Here is a 23248-nt window from a genome sequence, read left to right as displayed (position 1 = left end):
CGCTGGTCACCATAATATTTGAAGAATCGAGCCCGCCATGATGAGAATTGTGACTCTGATCGTTCTGATCTGGCTGATAGTCGGGGCCGTCGCGGCCGGCCAACGCGGCTACTACAGCAGTTCGCCGACCAACTGCGCCGGCGTCGGGACCATCGCGCTCACGGTCATCGCGGGTCCGCTGAACTACTTCGGCGTCAACCCCAAAGTCACCGACTGCACGCTCCCCCAGCCCACCGAGTGAGCTGCCGGAAATCCACGCTAAACCGACTAGTCGTTACCCTGGAGGTGAGTCGACACACATCGAAGTGAGGGGCCACCATGACCACTGCACCAGATCGCACCCGAATCGAGTTCCCGGACATCAGCTCGCGTGCGTGGGAACACCCAGCCGATCGGGCTGCATTGGTGACGCTCCGGACGCTTCGGGGGTTCGACACTGTCCTGCGGACGCTGTCCGGACTGCTCCAAGAACGTCAGCACCGCCTCATGTACCTCGCCACGTCGGTGCGAGTCGACGAACGCCAGTTCAGCGACCTGAACGACCTGCGCCGTGACTGCGTCGACATCCTGCAGGCCGACGAGACACCCGAGCTGTTCGTACTCCAGACCCCGATGGTCAACGCCTTCACCATCGGCATGGACAAGCCGTTCATGGTGGTCACTACCGGCCTATTGGACGTGATGAACTACGAGGAACAGCGGTTCATCATCGGCCACGAACTTGGCCACGCGCTGTCCGGTCATGCTGTGTATCGGACCATCCTGATGCATTTGATGCGACTGGCCGGAACCATCGGATGGCTGCCCGTCGGCGGGTGGGCATTGCGCGCGATCATCGCCGCCCTCATGGAATGGCAGCGCAAGTCAGAACTGTCCGGTGATCGTGCCGGACTGTTGTGCGGGCAGGACGTACACACCGCGATTCGCGTCCAGATGAAATTGGCGGGCGGATCCCGAGTCAGTGAAATCGACATCGACGCGTTTCTTGCCCAGGCCGCCGAGTACGACGCCAGCGGCGACCTCCGCGACGGTGTACTCAAGCTCCTCAACATCGAACTGCTCTCTCACCCGTTCTCGGTGCTTCGCGCCGCCGAGCTCAAGAAGTGGGTGGACAGCGGAGACTACGCCGCGATTCTGCGCGGAAACTACCCCCGTCGCGGCGATGACGACGGAGCGAAGATCAGCGACGAGTTCAAGAATGCAGCCAAGACCTACAAGCAGAACTTCGACGAGTCGGAGGACCCTTTGATCCGCATGGTGCGCGACATCGGTAGCGGATTGGGCGGTGCGGTGGGCGCCGTGGGGAATGGCGTCGGCGATGTAGCGTCGGACATCAAGGAACGATTCACCCACTGGCGCAAGAGTTCCGACAGGTCGAAGGGCACTGACGACGCCGAGTAAGCAGAATCGGGACCTGCCGCCGAAGGCAGTCGGCGGCAGGTCCCGGGCTCTTGGCGTGAAGGTGATGCAGGCTTCCCTCTGCACCACCCTCACGTTCACAGACAGTACCAGCAGTCGAACAAACGTGCGAACTGAAAGCGGTCGTGTCGAATCACCGGTTGTCGGGTACGCGGCATAGGACCACTACAGAAGGGAGCCGACATGCATGCTGGGCGACTGAAGAAGGTCGGTTCGAGTGACGGCCCGTTTGCCTCCGTGTACTTCGAAGACGTCCGTAACCGGGAAGATGCGCGCGAGCGCTTCGAACTCGAATGGCGCTCGATGCGCAATCAACTCACGAAACAGGGAGCATCGGAATCGCTGATCGCACGACTGGACGAGGTGAAGGACAACCATCACGGCATCTCAGGTCGCGCCGGACGCGCGATCGTCGCCACTTCCGAGGCAGTGCTGATCGACGATATTCTGCTCGAACCTGCCGGCTCCACTATCGCGACCTTGGGCGAACTGCCCTACCTGATTCCACTGATCGCACACGGATACGACACCGAACCGTTCCTCATCGCCAAGGTCGACCACACTGGCGCGGACCTGTGCGTGCGAGATGCTCGCGGGCGTGACGTGTACGGCGAAACGGTAGACGGAGACGGCTTCCCGGTCCACAAGGCACACGTGGGCGGTCAGGAGCGATACACCGACAGCCAAAGCCTCGTGGAGGAGAATATCCGGAAGAACCTGACTCAGGCTGTGGAGCGCGCGGCGGCACTCGCCCGTGAACACAAGGTCGCGCTGGTAGTTGTCATCGGAGAAGTACAATCCCGCAAAGCTTTTGCACAGCTTTTGCCGTCGACGCTACGGGTGGTGGACGTCGAAAAGGGTTCGCGTTCAGTCGGTTCGACACCCGCCGAGGTGTCCAAGTCGATTCGTGAACTGATCGACACGCAGCGACTGCGCAGAATGGATGTGGAAACCGAACGCTACGTCGCAGAGCAGGGCCGGGACTCCGGCCTCTCCATCGACGGGACCGCACGCGTCCTCGACGCCCTCGAACAGGGCAAGGTCGAGACGCTGCTGCTCACCGATCCCGACGACAAGGAAGTCACCAGTGGAGAGTTGATCGGGCCCGCCGATCGCGTACTCCCCTACATCGCAATCGGGACCGGCACCGAGTTGGTACAGATCGACGAACGCCTCGTTCTCGCCGACGGATACGGCGCGATACTTCGGCACCCTTGAACGCCAGAGCCTGCTGATCAGATTCGGTGGCGAGCACGTTCTATCGAGAAGCGTGCTTGCCCACCGAGTCCGGGAAACCATCGGCAATTGCTGCGACGAGTTCCAGATATGCCCGTGCCGTGCGCTTGTTCAACAACTTCAAGTCGATCGGACCGCCTTCGCCCAGGTGATCGTCGTAGGGCAACGTCTTGACCGCTCGCACTCCACGCTGAGCGAAAACGTCCTCGAGTTGATCGAGGTCGAGCGAAGACGAACCCGGCCGCGTCGAATTGATCGCCACGACCGACCTGCTCACCAGATCTGCGTATCCGTGCTTGGTCAGCCAACTGAGCGTTGCTGCAGCACTACGGGCACCATCCTGAGCTGTCGGGCTGACGACAACCAAAGCATCTGCTTCGTCGAGAATTCCGTACATGGCCGAGTGCATGATTCCGGTGCCACAGTCGGTGATGACGATGTTGTAGTGCACCTCGAGAATTCGGAGAGTATCGAGGTAGTCCTGCTCGTTGAACGACTCCGAAGTTTCCGGATCTGCCTCACTCGCAAGGATTTCGAGTCGGCTGTCGCCTTGCGAGGTGTAGTAGCGAACATCGCTGTACGTACGAATGTCACCGTCGGCCAACAGATCACGAACGGTCAGGTGATGTTCACGTCGTTCGCGATCAGCCAGAGTCCCCAGGTCGGGATTGGCGTCGATGGCTACGATTCGATCCCCACGGATCGATGCGAACGTCGAACCGACAGTTTTGGCCGCCGTGGTTTTCCCCACTCCACCCTTGAGTGAGATGAAAGCAATCTTGTACACGCCGCGCACCGTTCGGTTGGCACGGCGCACGAGAGCCTGGTGTTCGAGTTCGGCAGCCGACTGCCCAGTGTTGATCCGGCCCCCGGTGAGTTTGAACAACACACTGCCCAAACCGCGTTCGGGTGGACGCTTCGCCCGCTTGATGATGTCCAGGTCGTCGACGGAGGTCATAGGCCTGGGCGTCGAGGTCCGAAAATCGGTCGGCTCTTCACGACGTTGCTGGCGCATCCGCTGACTGGGCAACGGTTTTGCTGCAGGCTCGTCGAATTGTGGTGTGAAGGTGACGGTTCGAATCGACGTTGCATAGCCGTCGTCGGACGCGTCGAAATGGCCGTCGCCCTGAGTCGTTCCGGAGTTGTTCCCCAGGACTCCGTTATTCGAACCGTTGTTATCGCTGCGCACCGTTTTCCTAGGTCGAGTTCGGAATCATTTCGGACATAGCCTCTCGGACGCTATCACTCTGGCGGGCTTGCCGTTCTCTGCTCAATACCGTCGTGGCACAACAGACCGTTACACCCGCACTTCGATGACTTTGGTCCCCAAGCTTGTGCCGATCTCAGCAAATACGAACGTCGTAACGATATGCGGCACAGATATCTTCATCTGCCGCTAGAAACAGCCTTCCGCAATGTCAGGGCAAATCCCTTGGTAACAAACGAGAAAAGGGAGGGCGATCGCCTCGGCGATCACCCTCCCTTCATGGACAAGTGTTCAGCTGCTGCAGAATTCCGAACTACCGAGACTTCCGAAAATCGTCGACAGATCCACACTTCCGAACGAACTGCCCGTATCGCAGCCGTCGGCAGTGAGCGCGAAGTCGACACCGGTGACGTCATTCGTGCTCAGATTCACCGGAATTACTGCTGGATCGGCACCGCATCCGCTGCCGGGAACCACTTCTACGGAATAGCCGTCCTTGGCCGGCTTGTACTGAAAGAAGTAGTCACCGGAATCATCCGTCGTTGTCGTCGCGATTTGCGTGCCGGCATCGAGGAGATTCAACGTCACGTCAGACGCCCCGACCCCGTCGGCACCCGGACACCCGGTGACAGTTCCGACGATGCTGAACACCTTCACCAACTCGAAGTCGATCCCGGTCGCGTCGGACGTCGTCAGATCTACCGCCGTCCTGTCGGGTACGGATCCGCATCCAGCCGGCGAGTATGGACTGACCGTGTAATTGCCCGGAGGAACGTTCGTGATCGTGTATGCGCCACCCACCCCGACAGTGGCCGAGGATATCTGCGTCGAGCCATCCCATACGACCATCCATATCCCGACCGGATCGCCAGTATCGCTACACGAGTTGACAAGGGTGCCCGACACGGAGCGTGTGACCGGGTCCGCCGAGGCCACCGAAGACAGGAAGAGACCGAACGCACCCATCAGGGCGAATATCGCAAAGAATCGACGCCTCATGAAACTCTCCTATGTGTTTGCCCTGCCGTCGACCCGTTGCCGGCGACCAGAGCCAAGTCTGGCACCGGAAAATGACCGTCACGTTTGTTTCACCCGGTCCTCGGCAAAGTTTGGCGAATCGGACAAATCCCCCACCTAACGCGTTCGTCGGTCGGCCACCGAAACGATCCCGACCGATCACCTACTAAGCCCGGTAGTAGGCGCCTGTATCCTTTCGCGTATGACGCCGGGACCGAAAGATGTCGCGCAGCTGCGCGGTGCTTTCGTGGGCGGCACCTCCGGCGCGGTTTCCGTCGCAGCCCACGCGCTCGGTGGCGGCGGCATGGCCCCGTCCGAAAGCGCTGTCGTGTTGCTGATCCTCGCCTGCGCGAGCGTCGGCGCGGTGGTCACGTCCATCGACACCCGTCGCTCCCCCGCGCTCTTGCTCGCCCTCATGCTCGCTGCGGGTCAGGCCATCGGTCACGCGACGTTGACCATCGCTTCGGATCATCAACACGGCCTGCTCCTGTCCCTTCCGATGCTCGCGGCACACATCGCTGCCGTCGGAGTGTGCGCAGTGCTGATCCGCGGCGCAGAACGCGGATACGTCGTGGCCGCATCGACGGTAGCGGCAATCGTCGCCGTTCTATTGCGCCCGTGGGCAGCTGAACCGTCACCGTTCGCTGCACGTACTCGATACCGCGCCAAAGTTGTTCTACGTCAACTTCTCACCTCAGGCCTGGGCACTCGCGGCCCACCGGCATTCGTGTAACTCACCTCCCCTTTCCTTTCACGCACGTGATTACGTGCGCCACTTTGCTGTGCGCCTTTATTAACCGCCCGCGGTTAACAAAGGCGCACGGCGGGATCGAGTACACGCATGTCCGCACCCGAATTGGAGCGCGCACAGACGCGCGCGTCCAACGACAGTTCTCCCCCGAAGAAGCAGGTTGGCGGCGCCAGACCACTGATCCTGCGTCTGCACTTCTACGCCGGCGTCCTGATCGGACCGTTCATCCTCATCGCCGCTTTGAGCGGTGGCCTCTACGCGATGGCACCCACCATCGAGAAGTTCGTTTACAGCGACTACCTCCAGACCGACACCACCGGACAGATCGCGTCACTGAACGACCAGATCCGTTCCGCTCAGCAGTACCGCCCCGACTTGACCGTCTCGGCAGTACGTCCGTCCCCTGCTGCCGGCGAAACCACCCGAGTCCTGTTCACCGATCCGTCGCTGGGCGAATCGGAGAGGCTCGCCGTCTTCGTCGATCCGGTACTCGCACAGCCGGTCGGCGAGTTGGCGGTCTACGGAAGCAGTGGTTCGCTGCCGCTGCGAACCTGGATCTCCCAACTGCATCGCCACCTTCATCTGGGCGAACCCGGCCGCCTCTACAGCGAATTGGCCGCGTCGTGGATGTGGGTGGTCGCACTCGGCGGTGTCTACCTCTGGTTCCGTCGTTACCGCACCGCCCGGAACGCTCGACTGCTCACGATCGACCGAGCATCCACCGGACGAAGCCGGACCCTGAACTGGCACGGTGTCGTCGGCATCTGGATAGCAGTTGCATTGGTCTTCCTCTCGGCGACCGGCCTCACGTGGTCGACCTACGCCGGAGAGAACGTCAGCAATCTGAGAACCGCGTTGAGTTGGACGACGCCCTCAGTTGTGAAAACTCTCGGCGACGCTCCCCCTCCGGCGACAGGCGGGCACGAGGGTCACGACATGGCCCCCGCCGCCACCGGCACGCTGACGGACACCAACGTCGGACGCGTCGACACCGTCCTCGGTATCGCCAGGTACAACGGGATCACCGGTCCTGTCGAAGTATCGATACCCGCGAACGCCGAGACGGCGTTCACCGTCGCCCAGACACGTCAGCCCTGGGTGTACAGCAACAACACCATCGCAATCGACGGAGCGACGCAAAAGGTCACCGACGAGTTGTGGTTCTCGGATTGGCCACTCGCAGCCAAACTTTCGGCCTGGGGAATCCAACTCCACATGGGCCTGCTGTTCGGTCTTGCCAACCAGATCGCACTCGCCGCACTGGCACTCGCACTGGTCAGCGTGGTCATTCGGGGCTACATCATGTGGTGGCGCCGACGCCCCACTCGTGGCTCCGACTGGGCAGTCGGCCGGGTTCCTGCCCGCGGCGGAATCCGCAACCTCTCCCCGGTCGGCCTCGTTGCTCTCGTCGCGATCACGGCGTTGGTCGGCTGGTTCGTTCCGCTACTCGGCATCAGCCTTCTCGCATTCCTGCTGATCGACCTGTGCATTGCGGCGTTCAAACGCCGTGCCACCACCTGACACTTCACGAATTACGGAGACACACATGACTGTTCGCACAAAGATATTCGCAGCTGTTGCACTGTCCGCAGCTCTCGCCCTGACCGGCTGTTCTTCCAACTCCGACAAGGAAACCGAAGCTGCACAATCCATCACAGTTCAGGATCAATGGGTCAAGGCCGCGCCGGAAGGAATGAGCGCGGCGTTCGCCGAACTCGTCAACTCCAGTGACAAGGACGTACGCGTGGTCTCGGCCACCAGCCCCGCGTCGTCTCGACTCGAACTGCACGAAGTCGTGACCGGCGACGGCGGAACGATGACGATGCGTCCCAAGGACGGCGGTTTCCTGGTCCCTGCCAACGGGTCCGCCTCCCTCACCCCGGGCGGTGACCACCTCATGTTCATGGACCTGTCCGCGCCGCTGCTCCCAGGCGCAGAAACCGACCTCACCTTGATCTACGACGACGGTTCCAGCACCACGTTCACAGCCCAGATTCGCGACTTCTCCGGTAATCAGGAGAACTACGACCCGAATCACGGTGGCTGAGAACACGAACCCGCCCAGCCGAGCAGTCAGTCGGCGGCGCCTTCTCGGAGGAGGCGTCGCCGCGCTCGGCGTGGCGGGAATAACCTGGGGCGCAACCACAGTGGTCGAGCGCAGCCAACAGGAGCAGCAAGCAGGCAAGCTGGTGGAACCGTTCTACGGAGTCCACCAAGCCGGCATCGACACCACGCCGCAAGCGCACGGCACCTTCATCGGGTTCGACCTCTTGCCTGGAACCGATCGAGCAGTCGTCGTCGGAATCATGAAGATGTGGTCCGAGGATGCGTCACGGCTCACCGCGGGCTACCCGGCGTTGGCGGACACCGAACGGGAACTGGCTGTGGATCCGGCACGCTTGACAGTGACCGTCGGCTACGGCCCTGGCCTGTTCACCAAGCTGGGATTGCAAGCACGTCAACCGGACTGGTTCGAGCCGTTGCCGAGCTACGCGATCGACCGACTTGACGATCGATGGGGCGGATCGGACCTGTTGTTGCAGATTTGTGGCGACGATCCGGTGACCATTGCTCATGCTGTGCGAGTTCTGACCAAGAACGTCCGATCACTGACGACCATCCGGTGGACGCAAAAGGGGTTCCGCAACGCTCGCGGCACCACGCCTGAGGGAACCACGATGCGCAACCTAATGGGCCAAGTGGACGGGACCGTCAATCCTGCTCCGGGAACGGTGGATTTCGATTCACTGATCTGGCACGACGGCGCGGGTCAGTCGTGGCTGGCGGGCGGAACCTCGTTGGTACTGCGACGCATTCGCATGGAAATGGATACCTGGGACGAACTCGACCGTTCGGGGCGCGAACTCACGATGGGGCGCACGTTGTCCAATGGCGCTCCGCTCAACGGAACCAACGAATTCGACGAAGCGGATTTCACACTCACGGACAAGTTCGGCATTCCGGTGATCCCGCCAGGATCGCACATCGCGCGAGCCCACCAGACGCATGAGAAGGAGCAGTTCTTCCGTCGGGCATACAACTACGACGACGCACCCGAGAGCGGGCAGACCTCGAATTCGGGATTGATCTTCGCAGCATTCCAACGGGACATCGCCGAGCAATATCTACCGGTCCAACAGCGCTTGAGTGACTTCGACGCACTCAACGAGTGGACGACGCCGATCGGTTCTGCGGTGTATCTCATTCCGCCGGGATGCACCGAGAACGACTATCTGGGAAGCGGATTGCTCGGCTGACAACCCCGGGCAACGATATTGTGGGGGCGGGATCCGAACGGATCCCGCCCCCACAATTCCTTCTACCTGAAGTTGTTGCGTTACTTGGACTTACGAGGTCCCGGCATGACCGCACCTGGACGGGCGGTAGTCAACCTCGTGACCCAACCACTGACGGGCCACTTCTTCAGTCCGACGTTGTGTGGGGTGACCTCGGTTCCGACGTACTTGGCAGCAAGCTCGTCGTCGACGGTTCCGTTGAACCGCCACAGTTGGCTTCCGTCGGCATTGCGGGTGGACACCTCCCATGACTGAGCACGGAAGGCACCACGAATGATGCTGTCGGCAAACACCAGAACGGGAATTCCGATCTCGGCACGAACAGCCGCACCGGCAGACCACTCGGCGCGCGCGAGTTCGTAGATCTCTTCCGGCGTTGCTCCCGGACGGGCGGAGGCCGGTACGTGGAGGACGATGCTCGGCGTCGGGAGTTCCGGCGCGGGATCAGCCGAGTAGCGCAATGCGAGTTCCTCGACGCGCGTCGCTCGGGCGTCCTTGTCCGAGGTATCGCCTGCGAGATTGGTCAGACCCTCTCCCGCGTCGGTGATCCGCAAGGCTTCCACGATGCCTCGGACGACCTCGTCGGTAGTGGCGGCCGAATCCGTGGCGCCAGAGACCGAGCGGAGGAGTACGAAGTGCTCCACCGCCGAACCTGCGTCGTAGATCTCGCGGATCCGAGCGATCTTGGCTGCCGTCACAGCACCATTCGACTCGGCCGGAGCGTCCGCTCCTTCGAGGTTCGCGAGTTCACCGAGCGCTTCGAACACCGGCGCGAATACTTGATTTCCCGTGCCGTGCCCGACATGGAACACCTGGTCGTTACGCGGGTCACGCAAAGCAAAGACATACTGCCCCAGCCTCTTCCCGACCTTCTCGGAGAACGGCTGCGGAGCGGGCTTCCTGACGACGACCTCGGTGGACAGAGTGCGCATCACGGCCAGACGTAGTGCGTCTGGCACGCTGGTGGAACCGGCAGCACCGGAAAAGATTGCCGCCGAAGCAGCGCTGATCGAGGTGAACGTGCGGCCGACTTGCTTCTCGAGAGAGGCAGAGACCGTACCGACCGCAGTCAGTTTTGCATCGAGGGTGCCGTCACCCTCGACAAGGAACTCCTTGATCAACGGAGCAACGAGCAAGGTGGAGCCGATAGCGCGAGGAACTGTCCAGACAATAGCCATGCCACGAGCCTAGGCGATCACCTCGAGGCGCGAGGCGAACGCGACTCAGCCCGCCGCTGCCGGCCCGGCCAGTCCCTGCACAAGTAGGTTCCAGGCCGAGTGCGCGACTTCTTTTCGCGAGCTCTCGGCAGTCCGTTCCATGATCGCGGCGAACATCGCGATCGCCAGAATCACGTCCTCAGCAGTCACGGACTCGCGTATCTTCCCAGCTCGACGCGCCTCCTCGAGGCGTCCTTCGAGGAGATCGGTCAGGCGGGTGCCTGCCGAATTCAGTCGTGAGTCGCCGAAGGAGACGGGCTTGATGACCTCCACGAACACGATGGAGGTGGTGATCTGGTCTACCAACAATCGAAAAAGATCGTCGAGAGTCGAATCCGGATCGGCAGCCATATCTTGCAGCTCGACGATGTTCTCGTCGAACACCGCGAGTGCGAGGCTTTCGCGAGTGGGAAAGTGCCGGTAGAGGCTGCCCTGACCGACGCCGGCCGTGCGGGCGATCAGGCTGAGCGGAGCAGCAAAACCCTGAGTGGCGAACACCTCACGAGCTGCTGAGACGAGTGCCGCACGATTGCGCGCCGCATCTCTCGGCCCTCTGTTGAGAGATCCGCTATTGACGCGGCCAGACGATGTCACGCACACTACGATACCAACCGGACAGCATTGTCCGGTTGGTTGCGGCCCGACACCGGTTCACACCCCGACCCGATCGTCGTGAGCGCTCGAACACGCGCCTGCCCTCCGTGCTGCCTGTCCGTGAGATACGTCTGCCCGTGAGATACGAAAGGCAATCCCGCACCGGGAGTTGGACTCGATGAAATCGTTCACGACCATCAGAACCAGATCTGCCATCGCACTCGTCGCCTTGATCACCGTCCTTCCCGTGTGCGTCGCGTCGGCTGAGCCCGCCGCTGCCCCGGGCTCGATCCACGAGAACCCGGGTGTCGCTTCCACCGCCGCAAGCCGCGCCGAATGCGGCCCGGGATCGATGCCCGAGACCGGGTTGCAGGGTGATGTTCCGGCCGAGGACCGAAACAGCGGACGCAGCCGAGACGGCTACAGCTGCAACATGTCTCAGATCGGCGGCTACTCGGGTCGCGGCGGCGGGATCACGTCCACCAACTTCGAACACTGCTCGTACGTCGGCAGTTTCTTCCCCGGGAACCTCCTGGGCCCCGCCCAGGGCGTCCAAGTTCTCGACGTATCGGATCCTGCCAATCCTGCTCTCACCGCCACGCTGACCGAACCCGCGATGCTGGCCGGAACGTGGGAGAGCCTCAAGGTCAACACCGCGCGAAAGCTGCTGGTGGGCACGGGCGTTCCGCTCTTGACCGGCGTCGGCCTGATGTCGGTCTACGACATCTCCGATTGCGCGCACCCGAAACTACTCAACCCCGGACCAGGAACCGATCTGGGGATGCTGCTGCCCATCACCAATCACGAGGGAGGATTTTCACCGGACGGGAACACCTACTGGTCTTCCGGCACCGCTCCCGGCGTGGTGAGCGCCGTCGATCTCACCGATCCCGCCAACCCGCGCGTCGTCTGGCAGGACCTCATCGGGTTGTCGACGCACGGATTCGGAATCAGTCCCGACGGAAATCGCATGTACTTGTCGAACAATCTCGGCGGAATACATGTCCTCGATATCAGTGAAGTTCAGCGCCGCGTCCCGAATCCTCGGGTGCGCCAACTGTCCCAGCTCTCGTGGACCGACGGTTGGGCCACCCAACACAGCATTCCGGTCACCTACGACGGTTCGCCGTACCTGTTCACCGTCGACGAAGGTGGTTCCGGCGGAGTCAAATTGATCGACGTCTCCGATGACGACGAACCGTCGGTCGTCAATTCGGTGAAGCTCGAAATCAATCTGCCGGAGAATCAAGACGCTGCGCTGGCGTCCGCGGCCGGTGGATCGCTGTTCGCGTACGAATCTCACTACTGTTCGGCAGATCGCCCGGTCGACCCGACTGCGCTCGCATGTGGATGGATCTCGAGCGGGATTCGGGTCTTCGATGTTCGAGATCCCTTCGACGTCCACGAAATTGCGTACTTCAATCCACCTGCTCGGACCGGTGACAATCTCGAACTCGCCAACTCGCCACACGCTCTCGCGTCGCTCATCGGGGTACCCGTTCTCAGCACCCCGGCAATCGCGCAGTCGATCGCGCAGGGCCAGTTCGACCCCGGCCAAGCACTGAGTTCGCGGTCGGGCATGGTCGCTCTCGGCGACATCTCGACCGATTGGTGCTTCTCCCCGCCCGAATGGCGCGGGACCACGTTGTGGGCGACGTGCGCCGACAACGGCTTTGTTGCCATGCAACTCGAAAACGGTGTCTACACACCACCCGCCGACCAGAAGACGACCGTGGGATCATGACGGCGCCGCGATCGGTCAAAGCCGTCGCACTCGTGGCCGCGGCACTGATGCTGCTCGTACTCGGCGCAGCATTACGTCCCCTGTTCGCACCCGAGAACCACACGCAGAGAGCTGTTCTGAGCGAAACCGAAATCGGATTGGTGCACGACATGGCGGCCCACCATCAACAGGCCCTCTTCATTCTCGCGCGTCTGAGTCCCGATGTGGACCCGGCGGTGACGAGACTGGCCCAGCAGATCGACGATGTTCAACGAACGGAAATCGGTGTCATGCTCGGTTGGCTGAGGTTGGCCGGTGTCCCGCCGAATAGTAGAACGCCGATGGCGTGGATGGAGGCGTCGCCGAGCGGCGCCAGCGACTCTCGTCATCACCCGGCAACGCTGGACACCGAGACCGACTCCATGCCGGGTATGGCTACGACCGAAGAACTCGAGAAACTGAGCAGCGCTCGCGGGCTCGACGCCGAGGTCCTTTTCCTTCAACTGATGGAACGCCACCACCGTGGCGGGATCGCCATGGCGCAGGCCGCCGATGCCCTGCTCGAGAGCGGGCCGGTGAAACAGTCCGCCCGCGACATGATCAACACCCAGAGTCAGGAATCCGGGCTGATGACACTGATGCTCGAACAACGTGGGGCACAACCACTGCACTGACCCGCATGTCCAGTGACTACCATAGGTGTCGACCTGCGAACTACAGAAGGAATCGACACTTCATCATGACCCTGCTTGTTCGCGGAATCGATTGGTCGAACCCGACAGCACCGCGGATCCGATGCGTCGACGACACCACTGCTGCTACGACCTTCTTCACTCACGACTCGGTGCTGCGATTCTCCGTCGACGAGACGAAGGGCCGCCGCTGCCTCGGCTGGCGAGATCTCACCGCCGAAGGTCCAGGACACTCGCCGTGCGACCGCGGGGCGACGGTCACCGCAGGACGCCAATGCGACCGATGCCGAAATCGTGAGGGGTTCACCACGGTTCATCAGGCACACGTCAGCGGCGCGCACATTCATCCGAATGTGCGTACCTACCTCGCACAACCACAATGGCTCTACGTCGACGTATTCGCCGGCGGCCAGATGAAGGTGGGGACGGCGTCCGAGTTCCGCAAGCATCCGCGAGTCGCCGAACAAGGGGCAGTCTGCGCATTGTTCGTAGCGCGGTCGACGGACGGTTACAGCATTCGCGCCCTCGAAGCCCGAGTTTCGGAGCACTTCCACTTGAGCCAGGCAATACGTACGTCTCGGAAGATCGAAGCGTTGACAGGGCCCTTGGATCGAGAGAAACTACGAAAGTCGTTGCACCACTTCGTATCGTCGATCAAAGACGAGCTGAATGACATCGGATCGGACATCGACGGAATCGAGATCCTGGAGGCTCCCGAAGAATGGACGGCGCCGGCGTGCGCTGACGTGGTCTTCGATGCGGCACCGTTGATCGCGTATCCGCACACTTTCGAGTCCGGCGAACATTCCTTGTATTTGGAGGGCCTTGCCGGTTCGATCGCCTCGCTGTGGATCGACCCCGACTCTGAATCGCCACGCTTTGTCGCGGACGTGTCCGGACTGGTCGGTCGAACCATCACCGTCGGCGAGTTCGAGTCCCCTGGCGTGGCGATTCAGGAATCGTTGTTCTGAAAGTAGGTCAGCAACTTCCCGCGGTCGCTGCGGCGAATCCGCGAGTGACCTCGGCCTGCTCGTCGGCAGACAGGCTCGACCATTCGGGATAAGCCTGGATGGAGGTCAGCATGTCGTTTGCCAATGATTCACGCGTCATGCCCATTTCCTCTCCGGACTCGTCGATGGCCGGCTGGTATGCGTCGAGGTACCGGAGAACGTCGGAGCACGCCTGCGCGTAGGTCCGTGGCAGTGCCGAACTCACATTCGGGTCGGACGGGACCTCAGCCGGAGCACTCGAGTCGACCGAAGGGGTCTCGGTAGGTATTTCCGACGACGTCGCCGGAGCCTCGGATGACGTCGTCGACGTCGCCGTGGTGGTCGCCGAAGCAGAGGAAGTGAGTGTTCCGACCTCGGTCGGCTTGTCTCCGTCAGAACCGCAGGCAACCAGCGCCACCAGCGAGCAGGCACCGATGAACCCGGTGATCGTTTTCTTCATCCCTCAAGGATGCCAGAGGGCCACTGGCGCTCGAACGGACCGGCGTCGCCCGTCAGCGCCGATTGCCCGAGCATCCTGCCGAATCCGAGCGCCTCGCCCTCCCGACTGCGGGATTGGACTGTATGCCCCGTTCGCGAACCCATGCTACGGTGACTTAACTGCAAAATAACTACGGGTGGGATTGTCCGGTCTGCCGCGTTCATCCGGAACGCTCCGATCGGAAATAGTTCGTATATAAGGGGCTGGAACGAGTGGGACTTTTTCGTCGACGAGGTTCCCGCGAGGAAGACGACGATCGCGGGCAAAACCTCGATCGCAGCGACCCCGGGTACGCCGCCTGGTTCGCGAACGTCGCCGACGCGGGTGGTCAGCCGATTCCGTACAAGCGACCGCTGACCGCACCGGTGTATCCGCAACTCCAGCCGCCGGCCCCGGACTACGAGACGGATACGAGACGGCCACTCAACGCACCCGCCGGAGACGGCTGGCTACCCGCAGACCGCATCGACGAATTCGAGTCGTCGAATGGCCGCCCATCTGCACCGAACGGAACGAGCCCACAAATCTCACAAACTGAAAAGTTGCCGCCCGACCCACTCCCGACGCCGCAACCAACAATTCCACCTCGAAATGTACCGATGACTTCACCACCGAAGCATCACCTGGAGTCGCCCCGCGCGACTCGGCCCTACCAAGGAGAAGCAATGAGCAACATCGACAAGATCCTCGGCGAATTGATGCGCATCGACGGTGCCAGCGGTGCAGCCGTCGTCGACGCCGACAGCGGAATGGTTCTCGGCATGAGCGGCAACCCGTCATTCAGCCTCGAGTACGCCGGCGCCGGCAACTCCGAGGTTGTGCGAGCAAAGCTCCGCACGATGAGTAACTTGGGGATTACCGACACCCTGGAAGACATCCTGATCACCCTGAGCAACCAGTACCACCTCATTCGCGTCCTCGAGACGCCCGGACTGTCGACGCTGTTCGTGTACCTCGTTTTGGACCGTGCACGTGCGAACCTGGCGCTGGCCCGCCACAAGCTGGGCGAACAGACCCCCAAGATCGAGATCTGAAGCTCCACCCCAACCCCGACAAATGCCCGGTCCTCGCCCGACGGCGAGGGCCGGGCATTGTTCGTTCCGAACCCTCGATTGGTGAACCGCGCGCCGGCGCCGATACTGGGACCGTGACTATCGCGGATGCTCCTTGCGTGTGGTTGACCACCCTCCGAAGCGACGGCTCGCCGCACACGACTCCGGTCTGGTTCTTACTGCATCAGAACACATTCTGGATACCGAGCGCTGAGCAGAATCGCAAGGTTCGGAACCTGCTGGACGATCCTCGGGTCTCGTTGGCAGTCGACGGATCCGCTGGCGACCCGTGGATCGCACAGGGCCTCGCGACAATTCATCACGACGTCGGCGAATTCGTCGACCTCCTGAGACTTTTCGGCGAGAAGTACGACGGCTGGGATGCCGCAGACGAAACTCGTGACGGTCCGCGGGTCCTCGTCTCGGTCCCGGTGACTCGATGGTTCCTTCGACCAGACTGACAGACAGTGCCGGTTAGGCCCGAATTGTCGTGAATGACATACTTGTAGTTCATCTCTCGCAGAAATGGACTCTCACACATGGCACGCACGGCACATCACAGGCGCGGCATCACCGGCGTCACCATCGGCATTGCTGCCGTGATCGTGCTGGGAGGTTGCGCCAATTCCAACGCCGACGCGCCCGAAACATCTTCTCTCGGTTCGGGAATCGGATCCGGTGTCACCACGACGGTCGTGACCGAAGCCTCGGCTCCTTCGTCCGCCGCAATTGAACTGCTGGCACAGATCCCCGTCAAGGGACGCGCACCCAAGACCGGATACGACCGCGCGCTGTTCGGTACCGCCTGGACCGACGACGTCACCGTCGAATTCGGCCACAACGGCTGCGATACACGCATTATCTGCACGCAGTTTTGACATATCTCAAAACCTTGCTGGTAGGCCCCCATTGTTCGATGTCGACGGTGTGAGTTATGTGAGTGACGATGGTCAGTTCGTGTGACGGTCGACCGGTTCGACCGCACGGATAGGGACGATGGCATGTTCAATCACGCACGTGGCCGGTTGATTGGGTTCGGTGGATGTGTAGCACACCTGGTCTGATGTCGGGATTTCCCGACAATCATCCTCATGAGTTTTGTTGATAAGAGTGCAGATCCTCTGCACTGCATATGATTTAGGAGTTTCACGTTGCATAGTCGCTTGGTGCGTTCCCGTTCCCTCCTGGTTGCCGTCACTGCCTTGGTCGGGTTGTCGATTTCCGGTTGCAGTACGACGTTGGCGGATGTGATCCCAGCAGGATCGTTGTCTGTGGATAGCCCTGGTCAGCACGATGTTGATGTGGCTTCTTCCGTTGCGCTGTTGGAGACGCTTCCGGTGAAGGGGCGTGCTCCGAAAACTGGTTACAGCAGAGATCAGTTCGGTCAGGCATGGTCTGATGATGTCGATGTGGAGTTCGGGCATGACGGGTGCGATACGCGCAATAATCTGTTGGCTTCGCGGCTGACTGACGTGGTCTTCAAAGAAGGAAAGAAGCAATGTGTTGTTCTCTCTGGCACGTTGGCTGATCCTTACACTGGAAAGACGATCAATTTTGTTCGGGGACAGGATACTTCGACTGCAGTTCAGATTGACCATGTGGTCGCGTTGAGCGATTCGTGGCAGAAGGGTGCGCAACAATTGAGTCTTCAGGAGCGCACGAATCTGGCGAACGATCCCCGAAATCTGATCCCGGTGGATGGACCGACGAACGCGAAGAAGTCTGATTCCGATGCCGCATCCTGGCTTCCCCCGAACAAGGCGTACCGATGCACCTACGTCTCGAAGCAGATCACGGTGAAGTCGGTCTACCGCCTGTGGGTGACTCAAGCAGAGAAGGATGCGATGTCTGCCGTATTGTCCGCGTGTTGATTCACAGTTCCGCGTAGATTCCGATGCTTGCTGGGGTGTGTTCTTATGTGCCGATTGCTTCGATTCGTCGTGCTGGAGAAACGCTTTGAACCATCCTTTTGAGTGAGGCGCGGGCGGCGGTGAGCTCGTCCTGGAGTTCTTCGGTTCGTGTTGTCATGGTGTCGGCGCGTCTGCGTTCGGAGTCGAGGTCCGAGCGCAGCTCGGCTGCTATCTGTTCGAGCTCGTGGATACGGGCGAGCAGTGTGTCGTGCGGCAGGTGTTCGAGTTGGTTGCCGAGTAGTAGTTGCACTTTGGTCTCGAGCTTGGTTCGGTCCGTTCGTAGCGCCCGAACTTCCTCACGCGCCATCAACAGTTCGGCGTGAAGACTGTCCGCCGTAGCGGACGTGCGTCCGGCGCTGCTTCTGGTGGCGGTGTGGGAGTGCTCTTCTGTGGCGCGTTCGACGGCGGTTCGAATTGCTGCGGTGTTGTAGATGAACCATGGAGAAACGCCTGCGCGACGCGCTATTTCGCTGATGTTGATGCGTTCGCCAGCGGATGAGAGGTCGGCGATGACTGTCAGCGTTCTGCGTTGTTTGTCAGCGCTGTCACGTCGACGGGAGGCGATGAGCCGTTGGGTTCGTATGTCACGGTCATCGGCAGTCATCGTTGTTCGTCCTCGTTCGTGTGGGTGGTTACGGACTCGAGCGGTATGAAGGCAGCTGCGGTCCTCGCTTTCCTCAGTTCGCGGGAGGCGTTGTCGATGACCGCGCGTTGGTCTGCGGGCAGGTCGGCAAGCATTGCGTCCATCGACGAGATGACGTCCGTGAACGCGTGAATTTGGGCGTCGAAGTTGGTGATCACCCACGACGCGGAGTCGGTGGCGATTGCAGTTTCTTTGTCTGTGCGCAGCTCTGCGAGATGCTGCTCGATTGCGGGCCGGTAGGACGGGTCCGGTCGGTAGAAGGAGCATCCTGCGCACTGGAATCGGATCGGGCAGTGTTGGCCGCCGGCTTTGATGTTCGAGGGTTCGGTGCAGTTTCCGAAGGGCACGGCCACCGACTGTCGCTCGTACTCCGTTACCGACGTGAATCCCGCCGGTCGTCCGTGCCTGTCGATCGCGAACTTCGAAATCTCCTCGGTGGCTTGGCGTTTACGTTTGAGTGTGACGGAGAAATATCCCATGGTCGTGTCGACGCTGCGGTGATCCATCAATTCGCGTAGGACGTCCACCGGTGTGCCGTTGTCAGCGTGCCGCTGAGCGTAGGAGTGCCGCAATCCGTAAGGAGTGATCATTGATCTGTCGTAGAGAGCTGGGTTTCCGTCATCGTCGAGTCTTTCGTCGACAAGTTCCGGGATTGCATCGATCCAGATGGCGAAGGCCCGGGACCCGAACTGCGCACCGCTCAAGTGCCCGCGGCGAATGTTGTTGCGGGTTCCCGGCGTGGGAAAGAGCCAGTCGCACAGTGTGTCCGGAACAGACAGCGATTGAAGGTGGTCGAGCCATTGGTCGATCACGGTTGCCGTTGCAGTGCTGATCGGCAATCTACGCCCCATTCTGCGACGTTTACGGTTGTCGTAGACGAGTGTGGGCTTGCCGTCGACCCAGTCCAGGCATGAGCGTTTGAGCCCGACGATCTCACTCGGGCGTCGACCGGTGTCCCGGATGATCTGGTAGACCGTCTGATACATCATGGCGTAGTCGTCAGGGTTCCAGCCCGGCGCGGAGTACGTGGAGTGCCTACCCAGCAGCTCGAGGTGTTGATCGAGTTGTGCGATGACATGTTCGGGGATCGTGCGTCCGAAGTCGTCCTCGCTGGTCTCGACCTGGGCAATTGTGTGCGAACGCAGATCGAGTGCGAAGGAGCCGGGGATGTCATCCATTGCGCCCGTGCGGCGTGAGAACTCGAGAAGTCGGCGCCACCACCCGAGCAATGATCGTCGATGGGTGAAGGAATGGGGCTTGCCCTCTCGATCGGCGCTGGTGCGGAAACCCTCGACGACAGCGCTCATGTCACCGTGGTCGAGTAGTTCGGGGTGATCGCCGTTCGTGCGCAGCGAGAGTTGCCGTGAAGCGATTTCGGCGGCATGAACGGTGTGCCGCAGTGTCGTCACGGGTGGGCGTACCTCGCGGCCGAATTGTTTGGTGATCTCTCGAAGCCATCGCTGTCTGATCTCTCGGAAGTCCACAACGCCACCGGCCGCACTGTATCGCCGGTCCGGAGCAGCTTGCAGGCCCACGACGGCAGGTTTCCACACGTCGGCCATGGTGGGATCAGTACCGGAGTACACGACGTGCGCCCGCTGCAGATGTGTGACCAACGACCGGAACACACCACCGGCTGCAGCTCCGAGTGCCTTCTCGAACTGGCGATTTCCGGCGACATCGAGCAGTGAGCGACAATCCGGTGGGAGGTGGGAAACTATGCTGCGGATCCGCATCGGAACCAAGATGATCTGATCACGGTCACGCTGCTGCACTCCGTAAATAATCTCCGCCGCAACAGTGCCGTTCACCTCACTGAGTTCGAAATCGACTTTCGAAAAGGCTTTTTCGTCTCTTCGTGGAACCGAATCGGGGTCGAATGTCCGGTCGAAGAATGAAGGTGAGGTCCCGTTGAGCTTGCGGTGGCGTTCGCACCGCCTGCAACGGCGGTCGAAGATTTCCACGACCGTCATGCATCGGTCGACTCGGCACAGATAGACCGCTGTCATTTCGTTGTCGACGTCTCCGGTGAATACCTGTCGGCGTGAATCCCATTCCGCGACTCGCCATTGCGGGTCGATTCGTTCGATCAACCACGCTTTCCAGGTCTGTTCGTTTCCAGTCGAGAGGGCTCTTGACTCGACGGGTAGAGCGGTGATGCTCATATGCCCACTCTTTCCACTGCCGCCCTCAGGTCCTCCGCGTCGGGGTGTTGATAGATCGCGGTCGATGCTCGGCTCACATGACCGAGCAACGACTGAACCACGTCGATACCGGTGCCGTTGCGCGTCCAGATTGTGGCTGCCGTATGCCGGAACATGTGGGGCCGCAATCGGAAACCGGCACGGTTGCCGATCCTTTCCACAATCTGTTTTGCGTTCGAATACGACATCGGCGAACCGGCGTGATGCCCGAGAAGGTTGACGAACACGAAGTCCGAGGTCATTGCGGTGGGCACGCTGTCTCGTTCGAGAAGGTACTCGCGATACTGAGTGACCACCTCGTCGCTGACCGGTACGACTCGGGATTGTCCTTTAGCGCGGGCACCGTTCGAATTGCCTTCACGCCGAACAACATGAACATGAGGTCCACGTTCCTGGCATCCCAGATGAACCGAGGTCGGAAGGAAATGCAGGTCGCTACGGCGCGAACCCAATGCCTCTCCGATTCGGAGTCCGGAACGAACCAGCAACAGCACCAGAAAACGGTCTCGTTCGGTGTTCGCGGAGTTCAGAGCATGCGAAAACTGTTCTTCAGTAATAATTTCCGGAGGCTTTACGACTTCCGGCGCTTTGAGGGTTCTGGCACGAATCAGCCGATGCTGACCGGATTCACCTTCGTGGAAATCGCGGGGTGCGTAGGCCAGGTACTTGGGCTGGGACAGCCCAGAAACAACATCTGCGGAGACCAATCCACGCATTCCGCAGAACCTGAGGAATTCGACGACAGCGGTCATCACTGCGTTGACCGATCTGCCGGAGCGCAGCCGGTAGTGGACGGTTGGGGTGTGTTCGACGGCGAATTTGAAACGAGTGAGTTCACCTACACGAATCTCGTGCCAATCCAGTCCGCGACCGGCAGTCCAGTTCAAGAACCAACAGACCCGAGGAACGTATGCGCGGATTGTTTGAGGTGACCTTCCGGCGCCTTGCATGAACAGCACCCACTCGGAAGCCTCCGCGACCGGGCGCATGGATTCTTCGTCCACGATCACCCAACCCGACTGCCCCGTCGTCGGTGAAATGACCTTCTCTACAGCACACGACATCGCCACTCCTATGGCTGTCCCACCTGTGATATAGACGCTATTAGATAACCATGAGGGACAGGGCGACCGACACGCCGTGCCTACCGTGCCTTCATCCTGATGCGGCGCTAGAGATAACCCGCAACGACATCCTGCGGCGTGACCTCACCGACCTGACATTCAAGGACGGCTCCAAAAGCTGCTCGGTCCAAACCGGTACGCTCCGTGACCCGTACACGAACAAGACCATCGCGTTCACCCGCGGCGGGTCTGTCCAGAAAACGGTGTAATTGATTGGTTTCTAACTACTTTCGTCCGGCAGACAGCCGTCCGTCGAACGTTATCTCGAAGGCATTCAGTGCTGCCTTCCATCGGTTGGACCAGCGCCTGCGGGCGGTGCCTTTGGGATCGAGGCTCATGATGGCCAGATACACGCATTTCAAGGCCGCGGCCTCGGTCGGAAAGTGTCCACGGGCCTTGACAGCCCTGCGGATTCGAGCGTTGACACTCTCGATGGCGTTGGTCGTGTAAATGACCTGCCGGATGGCGTTGTCGAATTGTAGGAACGGCACGAACTCAGCCCAGGCGTTAGTCCAGAGCCTGATGATCGCGGGATAGCGTTTCTCCCATTTGTCACTGAACTCTGCGAATCGGTCGAGCGCGGCCTGCTCCGACGGAGCCGTGTAGACGGGTTTGAGGTCCTTGGCGATCTCGGACCAGTCCTTGCGGGAGGCATAGGCGTAGGTGTTACGGAGAAGATGGACCACACAAGTCTGCACGATGGTCTGTGGCCACACTTGCTCGATCGAGTCGGGTAGATGCTTGAGACCATCGCACACGACGATCAGAACATCCTGCACACCACGGTTTTTCAGCTCGGACAACACCCGAAGCCAGTACTTCGCTCCCTCCCCGTCGCCGTGCTCACCGACCCACAATCCGAGGATGTCGCGGGTGCCGTCGACAGTCACCCCCATCGCGACGTAGATCGGCCGGTTAGCGACGTTGCCCTCGCGGATCTTGACGTGGATGCAGTCGATGAACAACACCGGGTACACAGGATCCAACGGCCGGTTCTGCCACTCGGCCATGCCTTCCATCACCCGCTCGGTGATCGTCGAGATCGTCTGCTTGGACACATCAGCTCCGTACACCTCGGCCAGGTGTGCAGCGATCTCACCGGTCGTCAAACCCTTGGCCGACAATGAGATCACCATGTCCTCCACGCCTGAGAGCCGACGCTGCCGCTTGGCCACGATCTTCGGCTCGAAGGAGGAATCCCGGTCACGGGGCACCTCGAGTTCGACCGGGCCGGCCTCGGTCAACACGTTCTTGGCTCGTCTGCCGTTGCGGGAGTTGCCGCTGCCCCTGCCTGCCGGGTCGCTCTTGCCGTATCCGAGGTGGTCGTCCATCTCGCCTTCGAGCGCGGACTCCACGACTAGCTTGGTCAGCTTCGACAGCAATCCACCATCTCCGGTCAACTGCAGCCCTTCGGCTCGCGCCTGCTCGACCAGCTCTTTGAGCCGCGCATCGCTGATACCCGGCTGAGCCGAGTTCGTCTCTGTCTCACGTTCAATCACGTCAGTCATAGTGGCGTATCTCCTTTCAGAGTTACACCGTTGTTCTTACAGTCCCCCCGCGGCCAGGACACGTCTTCTGCAGTCCAGATCGATCATGTATTATCAGCAGCTTTGTCAAGGAGTCTTCCTCTTTCTGCTGGTCACTATGTCGATGACATGCCGCTCACTGCTGTGGT

At 60.8% G+C, this 23248-nt stretch carries 22 protein-coding genes and 2 pseudogenes; 15 read left to right on the top strand and 9 right to left on the bottom strand.

The window, feature by feature from the left end:
- The first annotated feature begins 37 nt into the window (after nt 1-37).
- From BH682_RS05730 to BH682_RS05720, 3 genes are all read left to right on the top strand, one after another.
- Nucleotides 38-241, top strand: a complete 204-nt coding sequence (locus BH682_RS05730) for a hypothetical protein (RefSeq protein WP_003945456.1) — start codon at nt 38-40, stop codon at nt 239-241.
- A gap of 77 nt (nt 242-318) precedes the next feature.
- Nucleotides 319-1401 (top strand): M48 family metallopeptidase, encoded by a 1083-nt coding sequence (locus tag BH682_RS05725; RefSeq protein WP_042452503.1) that lies wholly within the window; start codon nt 319-321, stop codon nt 1399-1401.
- Between the two features lie 201 nt (nt 1402-1602).
- A complete protein-coding gene (locus tag BH682_RS05720; RefSeq protein ID WP_007734628.1) occupies nt 1603-2637 on the top strand; it encodes a baeRF2 domain-containing protein in 1035 nt (344 codons plus the stop codon).
- Nucleotides 2638-2677: 40 nt separating this feature from the next.
- On the opposite strand, the gene BH682_RS05715 is transcribed toward BH682_RS05720, so the two are convergent.
- Together BH682_RS05715 and BH682_RS05710 are read right to left on the bottom strand one after the other, a co-directional pair.
- Entirely contained in the window at nt 2678-3844 is a 1167-nt protein-coding gene (locus BH682_RS05715; protein ID WP_003945525.1) for a MinD/ParA family ATP-binding protein, read from the bottom strand.
- 309 nt (nt 3845-4153) lie between these two features.
- The gene (locus tag BH682_RS05710) at nt 4154-4861 is read right to left on the bottom strand and encodes a hypothetical protein (RefSeq protein ID WP_003945876.1); all 708 of its coding nucleotides are present in this window, start codon (nt 4859-4861) and stop codon (nt 4154-4156) included.
- Nucleotides 4862-5081: 220 nt separating this feature from the next.
- On the opposite strand from BH682_RS05710, the gene BH682_RS05705 reads away from it, so the two are divergent.
- The 4 genes from BH682_RS05705 (at nt 5082) to BH682_RS05690 (ending at nt 8887) form a co-directional block, all read left to right on the top strand.
- Nucleotides 5082-5612, top strand: coding sequence for a hypothetical protein (locus BH682_RS05705; RefSeq protein WP_007734626.1), 531 nt, complete (start codon nt 5082-5084; stop codon nt 5610-5612).
- Nucleotides 5613-5720: 108 nt separating this feature from the next.
- Entirely contained in the window at nt 5721-7151 is a 1431-nt protein-coding gene (locus BH682_RS05700) for a PepSY-associated TM helix domain-containing protein (RefSeq protein WP_007734624.1), read from the top strand.
- Between the two features lie 25 nt (nt 7152-7176).
- Entirely contained in the window at nt 7177-7677 is a 501-nt protein-coding gene (locus BH682_RS05695) for a copper chaperone PCu(A)C (RefSeq protein WP_003945769.1), read from the top strand.
- Nucleotides 7670-8887, top strand: coding sequence for a Dyp-type peroxidase (locus BH682_RS05690; RefSeq protein WP_075832387.1), 1218 nt, complete (start codon nt 7670-7672; stop codon nt 8885-8887). Before BH682_RS05695 ends, BH682_RS05690 begins: the two co-directional genes overlap by 8 nt.
- 80 nt (nt 8888-8967) lie before the next feature.
- Here BH682_RS05690 and BH682_RS05685 read toward each other — a convergent pair whose 3' ends face one another.
- Both BH682_RS05685 and BH682_RS05680 read right to left on the bottom strand, forming a co-directional pair.
- On the bottom strand, nt 8968-10104 hold the full coding sequence (locus tag BH682_RS05685) for a GIY-YIG nuclease family protein (protein ID WP_075832385.1): 1137 nt from the start codon (nt 10102-10104) through the stop codon (nt 8968-8970).
- 45 nt (nt 10105-10149) lie between these two features.
- On the bottom strand, nt 10150-10737 hold the full coding sequence (locus BH682_RS05680) for a TetR/AcrR family transcriptional regulator (RefSeq protein WP_223304676.1): 588 nt from the start codon (nt 10735-10737) through the stop codon (nt 10150-10152).
- Nucleotides 10738-10915: 178 nt separating this feature from the next.
- On the opposite strand from BH682_RS05680, the gene BH682_RS05675 reads away from it, so the two are divergent.
- The 3 genes from BH682_RS05675 (at nt 10916) to BH682_RS05665 (ending at nt 14123) form a co-directional block, all read left to right on the top strand.
- Nucleotides 10916-12481 carry an LVIVD repeat-containing protein gene (locus tag BH682_RS05675; protein ID WP_075832383.1) on the top strand — a complete coding sequence of 522 codons (1566 nt, stop codon included), beginning with the start codon at nt 10916-10918 and terminating at the stop codon, nt 12479-12481.
- A complete protein-coding gene (locus BH682_RS05670) occupies nt 12478-13134 on the top strand; it encodes a DUF305 domain-containing protein (protein ID WP_075832381.1) in 657 nt (218 codons plus the stop codon). The genes BH682_RS05675 and BH682_RS05670 overlap by 4 nt, the downstream gene beginning before the upstream one ends.
- Before the next feature lie 65 nt (nt 13135-13199).
- Nucleotides 13200-14123 (top strand): DUF2797 domain-containing protein, encoded by a 924-nt coding sequence (locus BH682_RS05665; protein WP_075832379.1) that lies wholly within the window; start codon nt 13200-13202, stop codon nt 14121-14123.
- Between the two features lie 7 nt (nt 14124-14130).
- Here the strand turns inward: BH682_RS05665 and BH682_RS05660 are convergent, their stop codons facing one another.
- Nucleotides 14131-14601, bottom strand: coding sequence for a hypothetical protein (locus BH682_RS05660; protein WP_003945723.1), 471 nt, complete (start codon nt 14599-14601; stop codon nt 14131-14133).
- A gap of 704 nt (nt 14602-15305) precedes the next feature.
- On the opposite strand from BH682_RS05660, the gene BH682_RS36320 reads away from it, so the two are divergent.
- The 4 genes and pseudogenes from BH682_RS36320 to BH682_RS05635 form a co-directional block, all read left to right on the top strand.
- Nucleotides 15306-15674 carry a hypothetical protein gene (locus BH682_RS36320; RefSeq protein WP_020906454.1) on the top strand — a complete coding sequence of 123 codons (369 nt, stop codon included), beginning with the start codon at nt 15306-15308 and terminating at the stop codon, nt 15672-15674.
- A gap of 113 nt (nt 15675-15787) precedes the next feature.
- On the top strand, nt 15788-16153 hold the full coding sequence (locus BH682_RS05645) for a pyridoxamine 5'-phosphate oxidase family protein (protein ID WP_223304675.1): 366 nt from the start codon (nt 15788-15790) through the stop codon (nt 16151-16153).
- Between the two features lie 78 nt (nt 16154-16231).
- On the top strand, nt 16232-16570 hold the full coding sequence (locus tag BH682_RS05640) for a hypothetical protein (protein ID WP_230691590.1): 339 nt from the start codon (nt 16232-16234) through the stop codon (nt 16568-16570).
- Nucleotides 16571-16855: 285 nt separating this feature from the next.
- Nucleotides 16856-17560, top strand: a pseudogene (locus BH682_RS05635) (HNH endonuclease family protein); the annotation flags it as partial.
- A 46-nt stretch (nt 17561-17606) separates the two neighbouring features.
- Here the strand turns inward: BH682_RS05635 and BH682_RS05630 are convergent.
- Genes BH682_RS05630 through BH682_RS05620 form a run of 3 tightly spaced genes read right to left on the bottom strand, consistent with a single transcriptional unit; the run spans nt 17607 to nt 21513 of the window.
- The gene (locus BH682_RS05630) at nt 17607-18206 is read right to left on the bottom strand and encodes a DUF6262 family protein (protein WP_047269065.1); all 600 of its coding nucleotides are present in this window, start codon (nt 18204-18206) and stop codon (nt 17607-17609) included.
- Nucleotides 18203-20410 carry a tyrosine-type recombinase/integrase gene (locus BH682_RS05625; protein WP_058037609.1) on the bottom strand — a complete coding sequence of 736 codons (2208 nt, stop codon included), beginning with the start codon at nt 20408-20410 and terminating at the stop codon, nt 18203-18205. Before BH682_RS05625 ends, BH682_RS05630 begins: the two co-directional genes overlap by 4 nt.
- Nucleotides 20407-21513 (bottom strand): tyrosine-type recombinase/integrase, encoded by a 1107-nt coding sequence (locus BH682_RS05620; RefSeq protein WP_047269064.1) that lies wholly within the window; start codon nt 21511-21513, stop codon nt 20407-20409. Before BH682_RS05620 ends, BH682_RS05625 begins: the two co-directional genes overlap by 4 nt.
- A 116-nt stretch (nt 21514-21629) precedes the next feature.
- Between BH682_RS05620 and BH682_RS36650 the strand changes: the two are divergent.
- Nucleotides 21630-21779, top strand: a pseudogene (locus tag BH682_RS36650) (HNH endonuclease family protein); the annotation flags it as partial.
- A gap of 18 nt (nt 21780-21797) precedes the next feature.
- Here the strand turns inward: BH682_RS36650 and BH682_RS05610 are convergent.
- Nucleotides 21798-23081, bottom strand: coding sequence for an IS256 family transposase (locus BH682_RS05610; RefSeq protein ID WP_075832375.1), 1284 nt, complete (start codon nt 23079-23081; stop codon nt 21798-21800).
- Nucleotides 23082-23248: the final 167 nt, after the last annotated feature.

Source organism: Rhodococcus sp. YL-1, from assembly GCF_001942025.1.
Taxonomy (GTDB): domain Bacteria; phylum Actinomycetota; class Actinomycetes; order Mycobacteriales; family Mycobacteriaceae; genus Rhodococcus_F; species Rhodococcus_F qingshengii.
Note: the sequence above shows the minus strand (reverse complement) of the source record. Positions and strands in the feature narration are given on the sequence as shown.